Source organism: Verrucomicrobiia bacterium (genome assembly GCA_019634625.1).
In the GTDB taxonomy this organism is placed as follows: Bacteria; Verrucomicrobiota; Verrucomicrobiia; order Limisphaerales; family CAIMTB01; genus CAIMTB01.
Genome location: JAHCBA010000008.1, coordinates 129,434 through 145,403 on the forward strand (window position 1 = coordinate 129,434; position 15,970 = coordinate 145,403).

Genomic DNA, 15,970 nt, shown 5'->3' on the forward strand with positions numbered 1-15,970 from the left:
CGCTCACAGCGACGGCGGCACCGGAGGCAAGGGAAGCAGATCACCCTCCGAAGTCGGCCCTGGCCGGTACAGCCCCGGACCAAGTCGCGTCAGCGGATCCTCCCGGACCCGGTGGGTCCAGGCCTGCCAGCTCCAATAGCCCCCTCCCACCACCACGACCACCGCCCCAATAATCCCGGTCACCCGCCAGTTCACCCGCGACAACTGGTAGGTCAGCCAGTCCAGCGGACCCCGCCGTTCCCCCGTCAGGCTCGGCGGATTGCTGAACTCCGGCGACCGCGCCAGTTCCTCGTCCAGGGCCTGCAGGACCGCCGGCACATCCATCTTCAGCACCCCGGCGCACGTGCGCACCGACCCCCGGATGTAAACCGGCGCCGGAAACGGCTCATAATCCGCACGCTCCAGTGCCTCCAGATGGTCCGTCCGGATCTTCGTCTGCTCCGCCAGATCGTGCAGCGACATCCCCTGGGCTTCCCGTGCGCTGCGGAGTTGTTCGGCCACGGAGGACATCGCGCAAGAAATACCGGAAACCTCCCTGCCGAAGCAATCTCCCCCGGATCGGTATTGGATCCTGCTCCGCCCGCAGCCAAGCCCCCGCACCAAAACATGATGCCAGACTTACTGTCGTTGACTCCAAAACATAATGCCAGACAGCATGCTTGTTGACCCTTTCAAACGTTCAGCCTGACTATTTGTTGTTGACTCTCGGCATCGGCCCGTCGGCAGGCTACCGCCGACCACCCGGTGCATCCCGGAGTCGTGTGGGAGGGGGGCGGCGAATCGGAGGGACGAGCTCCGCGAGTCCTCAACCCAACGCTCCACACCGTTGCGCCCTCGGAATCTCGGCCCTCCAAGGCGAGGCCTTGCGAAATTCCCACCTCTCCCCACGACTCCGGGATGGACCGCCCCCACCCCCCCTCCAAGAAGGGTTTGCCCAAACGCCACGTTTTGGCACCGTCCACCCCCGTGCACAGGCTCCGATTCCTTCTCCTCGGCCTCCTGTCCGCGACGGCGCCCCTCGCCGTCGGAGGCGATCGCCCCCCGAACATCGTCCTTATCCTCGCCGACGACCTCGGCTGGGCCGACACCGCCTTCTCGGGATCGCGCTATTACGAAACCCCCCACCTCGACGCCTTCGCCGCTTCGGGGATGCGCTTCACCAGCTTCTATACCTCGCCCAACTGCGCCCCCACCCGCGCCTCCCTCCTCTCCGGTCAGTATGCCTCCCGCACCGGCGTCTATACCGTCGGCTCCCTCGAACGTGGCGAGGACGCCGCCCGCCGGATGATTCCACCCCCGAACCAAACCCATCTTCCGTCCGGACTTCCCACCCTCGCCTCGACCCTCCGCAATGCCGGCTACCTCACCGGGCTCATCGGGAAATGGCACCTCGGTGAAGGGAGTGAACATCACCCGACGCGCTTCGGATTTGTCGAAACCGTCGTCACCACAGGCCCGCACAAAGCCTTCGACACCGATCCTCACGACCCTCGTGCGGAGGGTGCTTACCTGACCGATTACCTCACCGACCGCGCCATCGAGTTCGTCGAACGCCACCAGGATCGCCCCTTCTTCCTCTACCTCGCCCACCTCGCTGTCCACTCGCCCTACCAGGCCAAGCCCGAATGGATTGAACGCTTCGCCCGAAGACCGCCTGCCGGCACCCATCGCGACGCCGTCTATGCCGCCATGATCGCCAGCCTCGACGAGGCCGTCGGACGTCTCCTCGCCCGCCTCGATCAACTCGAGCTCTCCCGCAGGACTGTGGTCATCTTCGCCTCCGACAACGGGGGCGTGGGCGGCTACGCCACGACCGACGCCGCAGGCCGTCGCATCGGCCCCACCGACAACGCCCCTCTCCGCGGTGGCAAAGGCATGCTCTACGAGGGCGGCATCCGGGTCCCATTCCTCATCCGCTGGCCCAACGTCACCCAACCCGGTTCCCGCTCGGCCCAACCCGCCATCCACGTCGATCTCCTCCCCACCCTCGCCGAGATTGCCCGCACCCGCCCCCCAACCGGTCATCCCATCGATGGCGTCAGCCTGGTTCCCATCCTTCGCGACCCCAACGCACGTCTCGGTCGCGATGCCATCTACTGGCACTTCCCCGGCTACCTCGAAGGACCGGGCCGGTCCGGCTGGCGCATCACCCCTTCCGGAGCCATCCGCGCCGGCAACTTCAAGCTCATCGAATCGTTCGAAGACCAGCGCCTCGAGCTCTACAACCTCGCCGAGGACATCGGCGAGCGGAACAATCTCGTGCGCAGCCTCCCCGACAAGACCGCCGAACTCCGGGCCAAACTCGCCGCCTGGCGCCAGGACCTCAACGCTGCCATGCCCCAGCCCAACCCCCCCGCCGCCGAACCCGCACGGGCCCGCCCATGAGCGGTCCCTCCCGCCTCCGACTCCACCTCTCCCCGGCCGCCGTCCGCGCCGTCCGTCACGGTCACCCCTGGATCTATCCGGACCGCATCCGCACCCACAACCGGCCGGGCGACATCGGAGACCTCGCCGCCCTCTACGATCCCCAGGACCGCTTCCTCGGCCTCGGCTTCTTCGATCCCGAGTCCCCCATCCGCGTCCGTGTCCTCCATGCCGGTCCTCGCGTTACCCTCGACGACGCCTGGTGGAGCCGCCACCTCGACCAGGCTCTCGAACGGCGCCTGCCCTTCTTCGATCCCGCCCTCACCACCGGCTGGCGCTGTCTCCACGGCGAAAACGACGGCTGGCCCGGGCTCGTCCTTGACCGCTACCACGACCGCTTCGTCCTTAAGCTCTATTCGACCGTCTGGCTCCCCCGGCTCGAACCCGTCGTCGCGCTCCTCGTTCACCGCCTGCACCCGCGCTCCCTCATCCTCCGCCTCAGCCGCAACATCGCCCCGCTCGCCCGGGATCGCTTCCATCGCCGCGACGGCGACACCCTCGCCGGTGAACCCGTCACCGAACCCGTTGTATTCCTCGAACACGGCCTCCGATTCGAGGCCGATCCCGTGCGCGGGCAGAAGACCGGCTTCTTCCTCGATCAGCGCGACAACCGCCATCTCGTCGGGTCCCTCGCCGCCGGCGCCGCCGTCCTCAACGCCTTCAGCTTTTCCGGCGGCTTTTCCCTCCACGCCGCCCGCGGCGGCGCCCTGTCCATCACCGACCTCGACATCAGTCCCCACGCCCTCGCCGCCGCCCGCCGGAATCTCGCCCTCAACCAACACCTTCCCGAGGTCTCCGCCGCCCGCCACGAAACCGTTCAGGCCGACACCTTCGACTGGCTCGCCCAGTCCACCGCCCGCTCCTTCGACCTCGTCATCCTCGATCCCCCTTCCATGGCCCGACGCTCCGACGAGAGGGACGGCGCCCTCGCTGCCTACGCCCGCCTTGCCCGCCTCGGCGCCCCCCGCGTCCGGCCCCGCGGCTGGTTCGTCGCCGCCTCCTGTTCGGCCCACGTCGCCGCCCCCGACTTCTTCGAAACCGTCCGCCGCGAGACCCGGCGTTCCGGCCTCCGCTTCACCGAATGGCGCACCACCGGGCATCCCCTCGATCACCCCGCGACCTTCCCCGAAGCCCATTACCTCAAGGCGATCTACCTCCGCCGCCTCTGACATCCCCTCCCTCTGCCCACGATGGAGTCGCGGCGGTCACAGCTCAGTAAAATTTCTGTTGCCGACGATTCGATCCGGCGTTACAGAGGTCATCGCAGAGCGTCAATGAGGACTTTACTCGGAGACGTCATGGTGGAGCCGAAGCCCCTTCCCCCAAGAGGCGATTCCAACGGCGCCATCTCCTTCCAATCGGGTGGCGATCCCACCCACCAACACCCAACGAATCGTATCATGGCGAAGTCCAACGAACAAATCGTGGAAGTGATCCAAAGCCATCGGCATCACCTCAGGCATGTCGATACCCGGCCCCAGAAGGCGCACAAACATCGCTACGAACGCCGCAAGATCCGGGAGTTCATCCGATCCAGCGATTGGGATGGCGAACCCATGCAGGCCTGAACCAACCTTCCAACCCAATTCTACGAAAGGGCCGCGCCGGGGGGGCGCGGCCCTTTCCTCGTCGCCGCATCCATGCCCGTGCGGCCAAGGGCGAGCCGGGGCGCTTCACCCTAGAAACGGCAGTTCGCTGACTTGCCAATGGGGTCAAGCGACTGGTGTCGTTGGGGATGCCGCTGCAAATCGCTCGGGTAGAGGCTCACCCACCGGGTGAACTCGTCGATGGGAAGCCAGAGCCGCGTTTTGTGCTTCCCGAATCGCTCGCCGTCGACACCGAGGGCCGGCGCTTCCACGTCGAATGGGATCCCCAGGCGCCGGTGACGCCGTTGGGTCAGTTGGTCTTCTTCAGCCAGTTCCTCGCCACCGGCGGACTGTTCCAGAATTGGGTCCGAAGCTGCCCGCTGCGCTTCGAGAGTCCGCGGGCGCCCTCGCTGACCGATCTGTTGGGCACCATCACGCTGTCGATCCTGGCGGGACAATTCCGCTACGCGCACATCACGGCGCTGCGTGCGGACACCGTCAATCCGCAGGGTCTTGGAATGACCAAGGTCTGCAGCGAGGACAGCGTGCGGCGCGCGTTCAAGGACGCCGATGCGCAGGCCTGTGCGCGATGGCAGCGCGACGCCTTGCAAGAGACCTGGCTGCCGGCCCTGCGTCACCCGTGGGTGATGGATCTGGACGTCACCATCAAGCCGATCTACGGGCACCAGGAAGGGGCCGAGATCGGCTACAATCCCCACAAGCCCGGCCGTCCCAGCCACGCCTACCACACGATGCTGGTCCGCGGTCTTCGCCTGGTCTTGGACGTGGAAGTGCGAGCGGGCAAGCAGCACGCTCCGGTGCATGGGCGGGCGAGTTTGTGGCGGGTGTGGGAGAGTCTGCCGCCGGAATGCCGTCCCTGGCTGATGTGCGGGGATACTGCGTACGGCAACGAGGAGTTGATGGCGGAGTGCGAGGCGCACGCGGTGAAGTACCTCTTCCGGCAGCGACAAACTCGCGGGGTCAAGCAGTTGATCGCGTCGCTGGAGCGTCAGGGCGGTTGGCGTCCCACGCTCAACGGGTGGGAGGGGGTGGAAGGACAACTGTGTTTGCAGGGGTGGAGTCAGAAGCGACGGGTGGTGGTGCTGCGACGGCAACCGTCTCCGCCGCCAGCCCGGCCCTGCCTTGGGGACGGAAAGGTGGGGCAATTGGCGCTGTCGATCAGCGTGGTGGAGGCTCCAGCCTACGAATACCAAGTCCTGGTGACCAATCTGAGCGACGAGATCGTGACGATCGCGGATCTGTATCGGCAGCGGGCCGATGCGGAGAACACGTACGACGAACTGAAGAACCAGTGGGGTTGGGGAGGGTTCATGAGCAAAGATCTGCTGCGCTGCCAGGTGGCGGCGCGCAACGTGGCCCTGATCTACAACTGGTGGAGCCTGTTCGTCGCGTGCGCCCAACCGGATCGGGGGCGGGAGGCGATTACGAGCCGACCGTTGTTGTTGTGCGCGGTGGGACGGCTCATCGAGAGCGGGCGCCAGTTGGTGCTTCGGCTGACCAGCACGCACGGGCAAGCGGCGGAAGCGCAGCGCTTACTGACGGGATTGAGCCTGTTTTTGAGCGGGCTGAGGAATACTGCGGAGCAGTTGAGTCCGGCGCAGTGTTGGGAACGAATCTGGGATCGGATCTTGTCGCCGTGGCTGCGTCCAACCGCGGCACTGCCGGCACCGAGCGGGTGAGGTGGCCGACCAAAACGACGGCGCCGGGGAGATCTTGGGGGGTAAGCGGACGCCGCGAGCGTCCGCGTCGGCCAAGCGCCGCCTCAGTCAACTGCCGTTTCTAGGTTCACCCACTCCACCCCGCCAGAACCACCCGTCCCGGCCTGCCCCACCCGGCTACTGGCATCGCGGACACAACCCAAAGAATTCGAGCTTGTGCGTCACGCTCTTGAAGCCGTTCTGCTCCGCAATTCGCGCCTCCCACTCCGCCGCCAGGCAATCCTCAATCTCAATCACCGCCGAACAGCCCGTGCAGACCAAATGATGATGGTGCCCGGCCGGGCAATCCCTCGCCACTTCGAACCGTGCCACCCCATCGCCAAAATCGTACCTCGTCACCAATCCGAGGTCCTCCAGCAGGTGCAGCGACCGGTACACCGTCGCGAGGTCACATTCGCCAGCCGGCAAAGCCGCGAAAATCTCCTTGTTGGAAAGCGGATGCGGATGACCCTGCAACACCTTGAGGATGGCCTGCCGCGGACCCGTCACCCGCCGGGCATCCCGCCGCAACCGCTCCGTCAAGTCGCCAAGCTCCGGGCGCCTGGACGGACCGTGTTGATGGGAAGGACAGCTCATGACGACACCCTGGGTCCGGAACGCTGCAGACCCGTCAGCCGGTTGATGACCAAAGCCATCAGAAACAGCCCGATGGCCAGCAGGACGATCGCCGGACCGCACGGCAAATCCGCCGTATAAGACAGCGTGACGCCCGCGCCGCCAGCCAGCAGCCCGAAGGCGATCGCCAGCCAGATCTCCTGCCGCAGGTTCCGTCCCAGCAAACGGGCCGCCGCCGGCGGAATCACCAGCAAGGCCCCGACCAGTAGTATGCCCACCAACCGGATGGTGACGGTCACCGTGAGCGTCAGCACCAGCACAAACCCGTAGTTGTACCAACGCACCGGAATGCCGGAAACATGGGCCAGATCCTCGCTGGCGGAGAGCAGCGACAGCGGACTCAGAAACCAGGCCGCCCCCACCACGACAACCAGAAGCAATACCCCGGCCACGACCAATTCCGTGAGTCCGACGCCCAGAATGTCCCCAAACAGCACCCGGTGAAGCTCCACCCGGAATCCCCGGAAACGGCTCATAATGACCGTCCCCACCGCCACCGAACCGGTCAGCAACAGGGCCATGATCGTATCGCTGTACAGCTCGGTCTTTTCCCGCAGCCAGATGATGGTGACCGCCACCAGGAGGCTCACCAGGATCATCCCCGGTGTGGGTTCGCTCAACCCAATCAGCATCGCGAAGGCCGTTCCGGCCAGCGATGCATGGGCCACGGTGTCGCTGAAGAAGGCCATCCGCCGGGCGGTCACGAACACTCCCAGCAGCGCACAGAGCGGTGCCAGAATGATGGCGCCCAACAGCGCCCGCTGCAGAAACGGTTCACTCAGCATGATGATGGTGATAGGAGGTCACATGCAGCCCATAGGCCTCCCGCAGCGCCTCGCCCCGGATGACCTCGTCCGGAGCCCCCTGGCAGCAGACCCGGCCGTTCAAAGCCACCACCACCGAGGCGTGCCGATGCACCATGGACAAGTCGTGCGAAACCAGCACGACGGTCAGCGGATGGTTGCGATGAATGTCGGCGATGACTTCGTAAAACGTGCGCTCGCCCGGGGCGTCCACCCCCTCCGTCGGCTCGTCCAGAAACAGAAGCTGCGGATGGCTCAGAAGGCTGAAGGCAATCAGCACCCGCTGCAGCTGCCCCCCCGAGAGTCGGGCCATCGGCCGGTCCAGCAAACCCACCACCCCCAGCTCATGCGCCATGGGCGGAAGCTGCCCGTCGAGGGAGAGGTTCGTGCGCCAGAACCAGTTGCGGGTCTCCGTGCGACGCAGCGACAAGAACTCGCGCACGCTCAGCGGGAGTCCCGTTTCCAGAGCCAGCCGCTGGGGCACATACCCGATCCTGGGCAGCGCCCGGCGCACGTCCGTCTCGCCCAGTACCCGCATCTCGCCGGACTCGATTGGAATCAGTCCCAGCAGACTCCGCAGCAACGTCGTCTTGCCCGCTCCGTTGGGGCCTATCAGGGCAACCAGTTCGCCGGTCCCGATATCCAGGTCCACCCCTTCCAGCACCCGCCTCCCCCCAAGGCGCACGTTCAAGCCTCGAATCCGGACGGCCAGCGCCTTTTCATTCTCCAAGGTCATGGGATCGTCCCGGGACGCAGGGACGCCTGGAGCGCCTTCAGATTGCGCCGCATGCCCGACTCATACGCCTCCGGCACCAGGTCCCCCGTCTCCAGCGTCTCCAGTGTGGCCACCTCAATCTTCAAGTCGGCGGCCAGGCGCCGGGCCAGGCGCGTCGGTGACCCGTCCGTGAAAAGCACCCGTACTCCCTCCTGCCGCACCAGGCGCGACAACTCGGCAAGTTCCCTGGCCGATGGCTCCTCCGCCGCCGTGCCTTCCACGACGCCCACAAGACGCAGGCCGTATCGCTTGGCAAGGTAGGGAAAGGCGTTGTGGTAGGTGATGAACGGCACCGACCGGCGATCATGCAGGCCAGCCGCGTATTCCCTATGCAGCGCATACAACATCGAGGCGTAGGCCACCGCGTTTTCCTGGTACACCGCCGCCCCCGCCGGATCCATTTCGCTCATCGCCGCGGCCACCGGTCCAACCGCATGGGCCATCAGCAATGGATCCAGCCAGAAGTGGGGATTCGGGCCCCCATGGTGCGAGTGATCATGGTCGTGCCCGTGGTCGTGATCATGATCGTGCCGGCACGCATCGTGAATCAACACCGCCCCCGGAAGGACGGCCCCGGCCTCGACCAACCGCAATCGATCGTTGCCCGACATCCGCCTCAGCCGGGCCTCGGTCCACCCCTCGAGACCCAACCCTCCGGCAATCAGGACGTCCGCCTCGCGCAGACGCCGCAGGTCCGCAGGCGAAAACTGGAAATCGTGCGGATCCACTCCCGCGGGCAGCCAGTTCTCCACCGACGCACGCGATCCGGCAATCGCCACAGCCATCGAATGCACCGGAAGGAACGAAGTGAGGACCCTCAGGGCCGGCCTGCCGTCCGGGGATGCGGCCGCAGCCGCCACCCCGGTGCCGCCAAACCATGCCGACATCACCCACAACGCCACGAGGAAGGAAGGAACCGTCCGTCGCATAGGGGGCCATCGATACCGCCCTCGCAAACCGTTTGCAACAACGACGGGGAGTGTGCGGTGAAATGTCAGGGGGCTGCCCCGGGATCGCCAGGGAGAGGCGTGGGAGGGTTGGCTTGAACCCCGGGTGAGGAGGAGGCCATGAAGAGCCGCCCCCGCCCCGCGTCCTCTCGGTCAGCGAGTCGGGCCGTTCAGGAGCAGCCTCCGGAATCCACCCTCTGAATCCACCCTCGAAACGGGGAGTTTCACCCGCTCCGAGTCATCCCGGCTCCTTCACTTCATCAACAACATCTGCCGCGCACGCTTGATCGCGAGCGTCAGGCGTCGCTGGTAATGCGCGGGAAGCCCGGTGTACTTGCGCGGCAGAATCCGCCCCTGCTCGGTAACAAACTGGCGGAGGAGGTTGACGTTCTTGAAGTCCAGCGCATCGACCGTGAAGTCGATCTTGGGCTTGGGCCTGGGGGTGCGGGTTTCGGCGCTCCGGGAACGAGGCCCGGAATCGCGATCGGCGTGGGTCTTGCGAGGCATACGCGCTTACTTGATCTCGCGATGGAGGGTGTGGCGGCGGAGATGCTTATTGAATTTCATCAACTCGAGCTTCTCCGTCTTGAGCTTCTTGTTGCGAGTGGTGGTGTAGCGGCTGGGGGATCCCCCCTCCTTGCGCGCTTCCGTGCACTCGATGGTCACAATTTCGCGGGGCATGGCTATTCCTTTTCCTTGGAGGGCTTCTCCTCAACCTCGTCGTCTTCCTCGATCTCCGCCGGGGCACCGGCGTCCAGAGTGCCCAGCGACCCAAGCCGGCGATGGCGCAATGCGCCCTCACGTTCCAACTGAGCCTGGGCCTCGACGGTGAACCGCGCCCACGGAATGGCATCCAGCCGCGCCTTGGGAATCGCCTTTCCGGTCAGCTCGCACACACCGTAGCTGCCCCGCTCAATCCGCTTGAGCGCCTCGTCGATCTCGTAAATCGCGTCCTGATCGCTCGATAGCAGGCTGAGCGCGAAGTCGCGGTCGAAATTGTCCGTGCCCGAATCCGCCATGTGCATGCTGTACCCGGGCAACTGTTCCGCCGATTCCTTGGCCAGCCCGTTCATCTGCCGGACCAACTGCTCCCGCAGATCCAGAAGAATCTGGCGATACCGTTCCCACTCGGGGTCGATCGCCCGCGAGGTGGCGGCTCTTGGACTTGGCCCACCCCCCCCGAGGATCGCCGCAGCCGTGGCCGTGCCCACAATCTTGCCCCGGCTCCCTCCGGCCGCTTTCTTGACGGGTTGCTTCTTGGAGCTCACGTCGATGGTTCCTGGATGTCTCTCCGTTTTGACAGCGTTACAGCCCCCCGCACCACTCGACGCCCTCGTGGAGCGGTGCAAGGGCCGGGGACGATACCAGAGGCGAGATCGGGCGCCACAAAAATCGGAGTGCCGCATGCGCAGACGGTGCATCCCGGAGTTGTGGGGGAGGAGGCAGCGAATCGGAGGGACGAGCTCTGCGAGTCCTCAACCCAACGCGCCACACCCCTCTTGCCGGCTGTACCGCCGGCGCTGCGGTGCATTGCACCGCCCGGAACCCGATGCTAACGTCCGCGCCACAAGTCCATGTCGGAAGATCCGAAGCCCACCGATAATCCCCGCGCCCCCCGTGGCGGCGACCCGCGCGTCCCCACCCGGGGATGGCTGTTTCTCATCGCAATCCTCGGGTTCCTTCCACTCCTCTTCATGCTCCGGCGTCAGGCCGACACGAAGTTCCACCCGCTCTCGCCGTCCGAGTTCTTCTCCAAACTCGAGTCCGGGCAGATCGTTCAGGGGACCATCACCTTCGATCCCCAGTCGCCCCTGCAGGAGATCACCGGCAGATACCTTGCCACCTCCGAGTCCGCTTCCGGCAGCCTGATCGGCAGCGACGGCTCGACGGCCCGCGAAACACCCTTCGTCACCCGGGTCGTTCTCGTCGAGGACGACGTCAAGGATCTGCAGCGCAATTCGCGCTTCGAGGTCAAGACACCCAACACCTACCTGATGAACGTCTTCGTCACGGTGGTGCTTCCCTTCCTCCTCCTTGCCGCCCTGATCTACTTCTTCTTCATCCGGCAGATCAAGATGGCGGGCCGCGGCGCCCTCAGCTTTGGAAAGAGCCGGGCCCGGATGCTCACCAAGGAGAAGAACAAGACCACCTTCAAGGACGTCGCCGGGGTCGAGGAGGCCAAGGACGAGGTCTCGGAGCTGGTGGATTTCCTCCGGGACCCCAAGCGCTTCCAGAAACTCGGCGGCCGGATCCCCAAGGGCATCCTGATGGTCGGCCCGCCCGGTACCGGCAAGACGCTCCTTGCCAAGGCCATCGCCGGCGAGGCGGATGCCGCCTTCTACAGCATCAGCGGCTCGGACTTCGTGGAGATGTTCGTCGGCGTGGGGGCCAGCCGCGTGCGCGACATGTTCGAGCAGGCCCGCAAGAACACCCCCTGCCTGATCTTCATCGACGAGATCGACGCCGTCGGGCGCAGTCGCGGCGTCGGCCTCGGCGGCGGCAACGACGAGCGGGAACAGACCCTCAATGCGCTCCTCGTCGAGATGGACGGCTTCGACACCCAGGAGGGCATCATCATCATCGCCGCCACCAACCGGCCCGATGTCCTGGATCCCGCCCTTCTCCGCCCCGGCCGCTTCGACCGCCAGATCACCGTCAATCTCCCCGACGTCAAGGGACGCGAGGCCATCCTCAAAGTCCATGCCCGCAGCGTGAAGCTGGACCCCATGGCGGATCTCGCCGTGATCGCCCGGGGCACCCCCGGGTTCTCCGGGGCGGAACTCGCCAACCTCCTCAACGAGGCCGCACTTCTCGCCGCCCGCACGGGGAAGAAGGCCGTCGGCATGAAGGAACTCGAGGAGGCCCGCGACAAGGTCCGCTGGGGCCGCGAACGCCGAAGCCTGGCCATGACCGACGAGGAGAAGCGCTTCACCGCCTGGCACGAGGCAGGCCACGCCCTGGTCAATGTCCTCCTCAACCACACCTACCCGCTCCACAAGGTCACCATCATCCCTCGCGGTCAGTCCCTCGGTTCCACCATGTACCTTCCCGAGAAGGACATCATCAACCAGGGCCGCAAACAGATGCTGGATGTCATCGCCGTGATCATGGCCGGGCGGATCGCCGAGGAGGTGATCTCGGGCGACATCTCGACCGGAGCCTCCAGCGACATCAAACAGGCCACCAACCTCGCCCGCTCCATGGTCTGCCAGTGGGGCATGAGCAGCAAGCTGGGCATGGTTCAATACGGGTCCGACGACGAATACTTCCTCGGGCGCGACATGGTCCGTCGCAAGGACTACAGCGAAGCCACCGCCCGCGAGATCGACGAGGAGGTGCGGAAGATCATCGAGGTCCAAAACCAGGTCGCCCGCGAACTGATCGAGTCCCACCGGGCCCACCTCGAGACCATCGCCAAGGCGCTGCTCGAATACGAGACCCTGGAGGGTTGGCAGGTCCGGGAGATCATCCAGACCGGCAAGTTCACCCCCCCTGAGCCGACCCCCAACGTCGATCCGCCCTCCGGTGCCGACGCCGCCACGGTGCTGCCGGAGGTCCCCAAGCCACCGGCTCCGCCCAAGCTCCCCGGCCTCGGCGCCCCGGCCCCTGCGGCCATCTGATCCCCCAAACTCGCCCTCGCCTCGGCGGTGGCTCCCTGCCACACTCCCCGGCCCGCGCGGCTCGCCGTGCCGGGGATCTCTTCCTTGCCGCCATGCACGTGATGACCAGCGCCGAAATCCGCCGCAGCTTCCTCGAGTTCTTCCGCTCCCGGCAGCACACCCTCGTTCCTTCAAGCTCCCTGATGCCGGACAGCCCGAACCTGCTGTTCACCAACGCCGGCATGAACCAGTTCGTCCCCATCTTCCTCGGGGAACGCCAGCCGGATGTCCACCAGTGGGCCGGGGCCGTGCCCGGCCTCCCCACCCGCGCCGCCGATACCCAGAAGTGCATCCGGGCCGGCGGCAAACACAACGACCTCGAAGATGTCGGTCTCGACACCTACCACCACACCTTCTTCGAGATGCTCGGCAACTGGTCCTTCGGCGACTACTTCAAACGCGAAGCCATCGAGTGGGCCTGGGAACTCATCACCCGCATCTGGCGGTTCCCGGCCGAACGCCTCTACGCCACCGTGTACGCCCCGAACCGCGGGCAGGGCGATCCGGCCGAGTTCGACCAGGAGGCATGGGACCTCTGGGCCCGTCTCTTCCGTGAAGCCGGCCTCGATCCCGAGGTCCACATCGTCCACGGAAACAAGAAGGACAACTTCTGGATGATGGGCGAAACCGGCCCCTGCGGGCCTTGCAGCGAACTTCATGTCGATCTCACCCCCGCCGGCGACACCCGCGGCGCCCTGGTGAACCGCGGCAGCGCCGAGTGCATCGAGATCTGGAACCTCGTCTTCATCCAGTTCAATGCCAATCCCGACGGCTCCTTCTCCCCCCTGCCCGCCCGCCACGTGGACACCGGCATGGGCTTCGAGCGCGTCGCCAGCATCATCCAGGGCACGCGAGGCTTCACCGACTTCGCCCACGCCCGCATCTCCAACTACGAGACCGACGTCTTCCGGCCCATCTTCGATGTCCTCGAACGTCTCAGCGGCCGCCGCTACGGATCCACCCTCCCCGCCGCCGGCAGCACCGGCACGACCGGGCAGGAGAAGATCGATGTCGCGTTCCGCGTGATCGCCGATCACATCCGTACCCTCACCTTCTCGATCGCCGACGGCATCCAACCCGGCAACACCGACCGCCATTACGTCCTCCGCCGCATCCTCCGCCGCGCCGTCCGCTACGGGCGCACCCTTGGATTCACCGAGCCCTTCTTCTACAAGCTGGTCGATGTCCTGGCCGACACCATGGGCGAGGTCTTCCCCGAGATCCGCGCCCGCCGTCAGCACGTGCAGGACGTGCTCAAACTGGAGGAGGAGGCCTTCAACCGCACCCTGGATCATGGCATCGCCCTGTTCACCGAGGCCGCCGCCGCCAGTCAGGGCATCCCCGGCGAATTCGCCTTCCGCCTCTACGACACCTACGGCTTCCCGCTCGACCTCACCGAATTGATGGCGCGGGAACGCGGCCTGACCGTGGACGTCGAGGGTTTCCACCGGTTGATGGAGGAGCAGCGTGCCCGCGCCCGGGCCGCCCAGAAGAAGCAGGTGATCGAATTGTCCCAGATCGAAACCAGGACCCCCACCGCCTTCCTCGGCTACGACACCCTCGAAACCCCGGCGCAGGTCCTCGAAACCGTGCGCGTCAAGGACCGCACCGCGGTGATCCTCGACACGTCCTGCTGCTACGCCGAAATGGGCGGGCAGGTCGGCGATACCGGAGAGCTTTCAGGCTCGGGCCGCCTGTGGCGGATCGCCAACACCCAGAAGTCCGGCGACGCCTGGCTCCACCTGATCGAGGGGGGGCCCGACGGCCCCTCGGCCGATGTGCCGGAGGTCGGCTCGACCGTGACGCTCCGGGTGGACCGCGCCCGTCGGCTGGCCATCCAACGGCACCACACCGTCACCCACCTCCTTCACTGGGCCCTCCACGAATTGGTCAGCCGCGACGCGTCCCAGAAGGGCTCCTCCGTGGGACCGGACAAACTGACCTTCGATTTCAACGCCGCCCCCCTGACCGCGCCCCAACTCGCCGAGGTCGAGGCCCTCGTCAATGCCCGCATCGTGGACAACGCCGTCGTGAGCTGGACCGAAGCCCCCTTCGCCGAGGTGCGGTCGCGTCCGGACATCATGCAGTTCTTCGGCGACAAGTACGGCGAAACGGTTCGGGTGGTCCAGATCGGCGGGCGTCCCGGCGCGCTCGACGGCTACAGCATGGAACTGTGTGGCGGCACCCACGCCCGGGCGACGGGCGAGATCGGCGTGTTCCGGATCGTGGGCGAGAGCGCCATCGCCGCAGGCGTGCGCCGCATCGAGGCGGTGGCGGGCGGACTGGCCTTCGAGGCCATGTGCGCCGATCGGGAACGCCTCCGCACCCTCGCGACCCGCATCAACGCGCCGCTCCACGAACTCGAAAAGAAGTTCGAAGCCCTGCTGGCCCACCAGAAGGACCTCGAAAAGGCCCTCAAGTCCGCCCAGCAGCGCGAGGCCTCCAACGTGGCCAGCAACCTCAAGTCCGCCGCCTCCGTCCTCAATGGCATCCCCGCCATCGTGCATCATGTGGGCGCCGTGGATGGCGACTTCCTCCAGGCCGTTGCCGACGCGCTCAAAGGCGGGTTCCCCGGGGTCATCGTCCTGGGCGGCGCCGCCCACGGCGCCGTTTCGCTGGTGGCCGTCGTCGGCCCCGAATTCCGGACCCGCTTCCCCGCCGGCCGCATCATCCAGGAAATCGCCCCCATCGTCGGCGGGCGTGGCGGTGGCAAGCCGGACCATGCCCGCGGCGGCGGCAAGGACGCCGCGAAACTGGACGAAGCCCTGTCCCTGGCCCGCAGCCTCCTGTCCTGAAAGGCACCGGTCCGATCACGCGATCGCCGGTGCGGCCGGGTCGGGCGGAGGCGCCATCCCGGCCTGATGCTCGACCCAGCGGGCCAGGAGCCACAGGAGATCGCTGAGCCGGTTCAGATAGATCACGATCTCCTCGTTGCGGAGCTGATCCGCCTCCTCCAACGCGCAAACCCGGCGCTCCGCCCGCCGCGCCGTGGTCCGCGCCAGATCGAGGGCCGCCGCATCCGCCGTGTGTCCCGGGGTCGCCCAACCCCGGAAACTGACGTTCTGCCCCTCGATCTCCGCCACCCAGCCATCCAGTTTGTCAATCAGGTCCGGCGTGACCCGCGGATAGCCGTCGGCCGCGTACCGGGGCAGGTCGTCCACCGCCGTCGCCAACTCGCCCATCACGGTCACCAGATCCTTCTGGATCGGCAGCAGGCACTCCCGCACAAACGCATGGTCCGTCGTCGCCCGCGCCAGCCCGAGGGCTGCGTTCAGCTCGTCCACCGTTCCATACGCCTCGACGCGCGGGTGGGATTTCGAGACGCGACGGTTGTACATCAGTCCGGTGGTGCCGCGGTCTCCGGTTCGGGTGGCAATGCTCATGGTGGCAACAAGGCCGGGCAGTATGGTGAAAACCCGCCG

The 15,970-nt window shown here is 66.3% G+C and carries 15 protein-coding genes; 6 read left to right on the plus strand and 9 right to left on the minus strand.

What is annotated here, in order from left to right; translation table 11 throughout:
• Positions 1-3 precede the first annotated feature (3 nt).
• Positions 4-510, minus strand: coding sequence for a helix-turn-helix domain-containing protein (locus tag KF833_07025; protein MBX3745046.1), 507 nt, complete (start codon positions 508-510; stop codon positions 4-6).
• A gap of 387 nt (positions 511-897) precedes the next feature.
• Between KF833_07025 and KF833_07030 the strand changes: the two genes are divergently transcribed.
• From KF833_07030 to KF833_07045, 4 genes are all read left to right on the plus strand, one after another.
• Positions 898-2,385, plus strand: coding sequence for a sulfatase (locus tag KF833_07030; protein ID MBX3745047.1), 1,488 nt, complete (start codon positions 898-900; stop codon positions 2,383-2,385).
• Positions 2,382-3,593 (plus strand): class I SAM-dependent methyltransferase, encoded by a 1,212-nt coding sequence (locus KF833_07035; GenBank protein MBX3745048.1) that lies wholly within the window; start codon positions 2,382-2,384, stop codon positions 3,591-3,593. Before KF833_07030 ends, KF833_07035 begins: the two co-directional genes overlap by 4 nt.
• Positions 3,594-3,824: 231 nt before the next feature.
• Positions 3,825-3,992 (plus strand): hypothetical protein, encoded by a 168-nt coding sequence (locus tag KF833_07040; GenBank protein ID MBX3745049.1) that lies wholly within the window; start codon positions 3,825-3,827, stop codon positions 3,990-3,992.
• Positions 3,993-4,234: 242 nt separating this feature from the next.
• Entirely contained in the window at positions 4,235-5,710 is a 1,476-nt protein-coding gene (locus KF833_07045) for a transposase (protein MBX3745050.1), read from the plus strand.
• A 156-nt stretch (positions 5,711-5,866) separates the two neighbouring features.
• On the opposite strand, the gene KF833_07050 is transcribed toward KF833_07045, so the two are convergent.
• From KF833_07050 to KF833_07080, 7 genes are all read right to left on the minus strand, one after another.
• Positions 5,867-6,325, minus strand: coding sequence for a transcriptional repressor (locus tag KF833_07050; protein ID MBX3745051.1), 459 nt, complete (start codon positions 6,323-6,325; stop codon positions 5,867-5,869).
• Entirely contained in the window at positions 6,322-7,149 is an 828-nt protein-coding gene (locus KF833_07055; protein MBX3745052.1) for a metal ABC transporter permease, read from the minus strand. Before KF833_07055 ends, KF833_07050 begins: the two co-directional genes overlap by 4 nt.
• Complete coding sequence (locus tag KF833_07060; GenBank protein ID MBX3745053.1) at positions 7,139-7,903, minus strand: metal ABC transporter ATP-binding protein; 765 nt, start codon at positions 7,901-7,903, stop codon at positions 7,139-7,141. Before KF833_07060 ends, KF833_07055 begins: the two co-directional genes overlap by 11 nt.
• The gene (locus tag KF833_07065) at positions 7,900-8,871 is read right to left on the minus strand and encodes a zinc ABC transporter substrate-binding protein (GenBank protein ID MBX3745054.1); all 972 of its coding nucleotides are present in this window, start codon (positions 8,869-8,871) and stop codon (positions 7,900-7,902) included. Before KF833_07065 ends, KF833_07060 begins: the two co-directional genes overlap by 4 nt.
• Positions 8,872-9,141: 270 nt before the next feature.
• Positions 9,142-9,396, minus strand: a complete 255-nt coding sequence (gene rpsR / locus KF833_07070) for a 30S ribosomal protein S18 (GenBank protein ID MBX3745055.1) — start codon at positions 9,394-9,396, stop codon at positions 9,142-9,144.
• A 6-nt stretch (positions 9,397-9,402) separates the two neighbouring features.
• On the minus strand, positions 9,403-9,570 hold the full coding sequence (gene rpmG, locus KF833_07075; protein ID MBX3745056.1) for a 50S ribosomal protein L33: 168 nt from the start codon (positions 9,568-9,570) through the stop codon (positions 9,403-9,405).
• 2 nt (positions 9,571-9,572) lie between these two features.
• A complete protein-coding gene (locus KF833_07080; protein ID MBX3745057.1) occupies positions 9,573-10,295 on the minus strand; it encodes a TraR/DksA C4-type zinc finger protein in 723 nt (240 codons plus the stop codon).
• A 168-nt stretch (positions 10,296-10,463) separates the two neighbouring features.
• Between KF833_07080 and ftsH the strand changes: the two genes are divergently transcribed.
• Both ftsH and alaS read left to right on the plus strand, forming a co-directional pair.
• On the plus strand, positions 10,464-12,509 hold the full coding sequence (gene ftsH / locus KF833_07085; GenBank protein ID MBX3745058.1) for an ATP-dependent zinc metalloprotease FtsH: 2,046 nt from the start codon (positions 10,464-10,466) through the stop codon (positions 12,507-12,509).
• Positions 12,510-12,610: 101 nt separating this feature from the next.
• Positions 12,611-15,343, plus strand: a complete 2,733-nt coding sequence (gene alaS / locus KF833_07090) for an alanine--tRNA ligase (GenBank protein ID MBX3745059.1) — start codon at positions 12,611-12,613, stop codon at positions 15,341-15,343.
• Between the two features lie 15 nt (positions 15,344-15,358).
• Here the strand turns inward: alaS and KF833_07095 are convergent, their stop codons facing one another.
• Positions 15,359-15,931 (minus strand): cob(I)yrinic acid a,c-diamide adenosyltransferase, encoded by a 573-nt coding sequence (locus tag KF833_07095; protein ID MBX3745060.1) that lies wholly within the window; start codon positions 15,929-15,931, stop codon positions 15,359-15,361.
• Positions 15,932-15,970 lie beyond the last annotated feature (39 nt).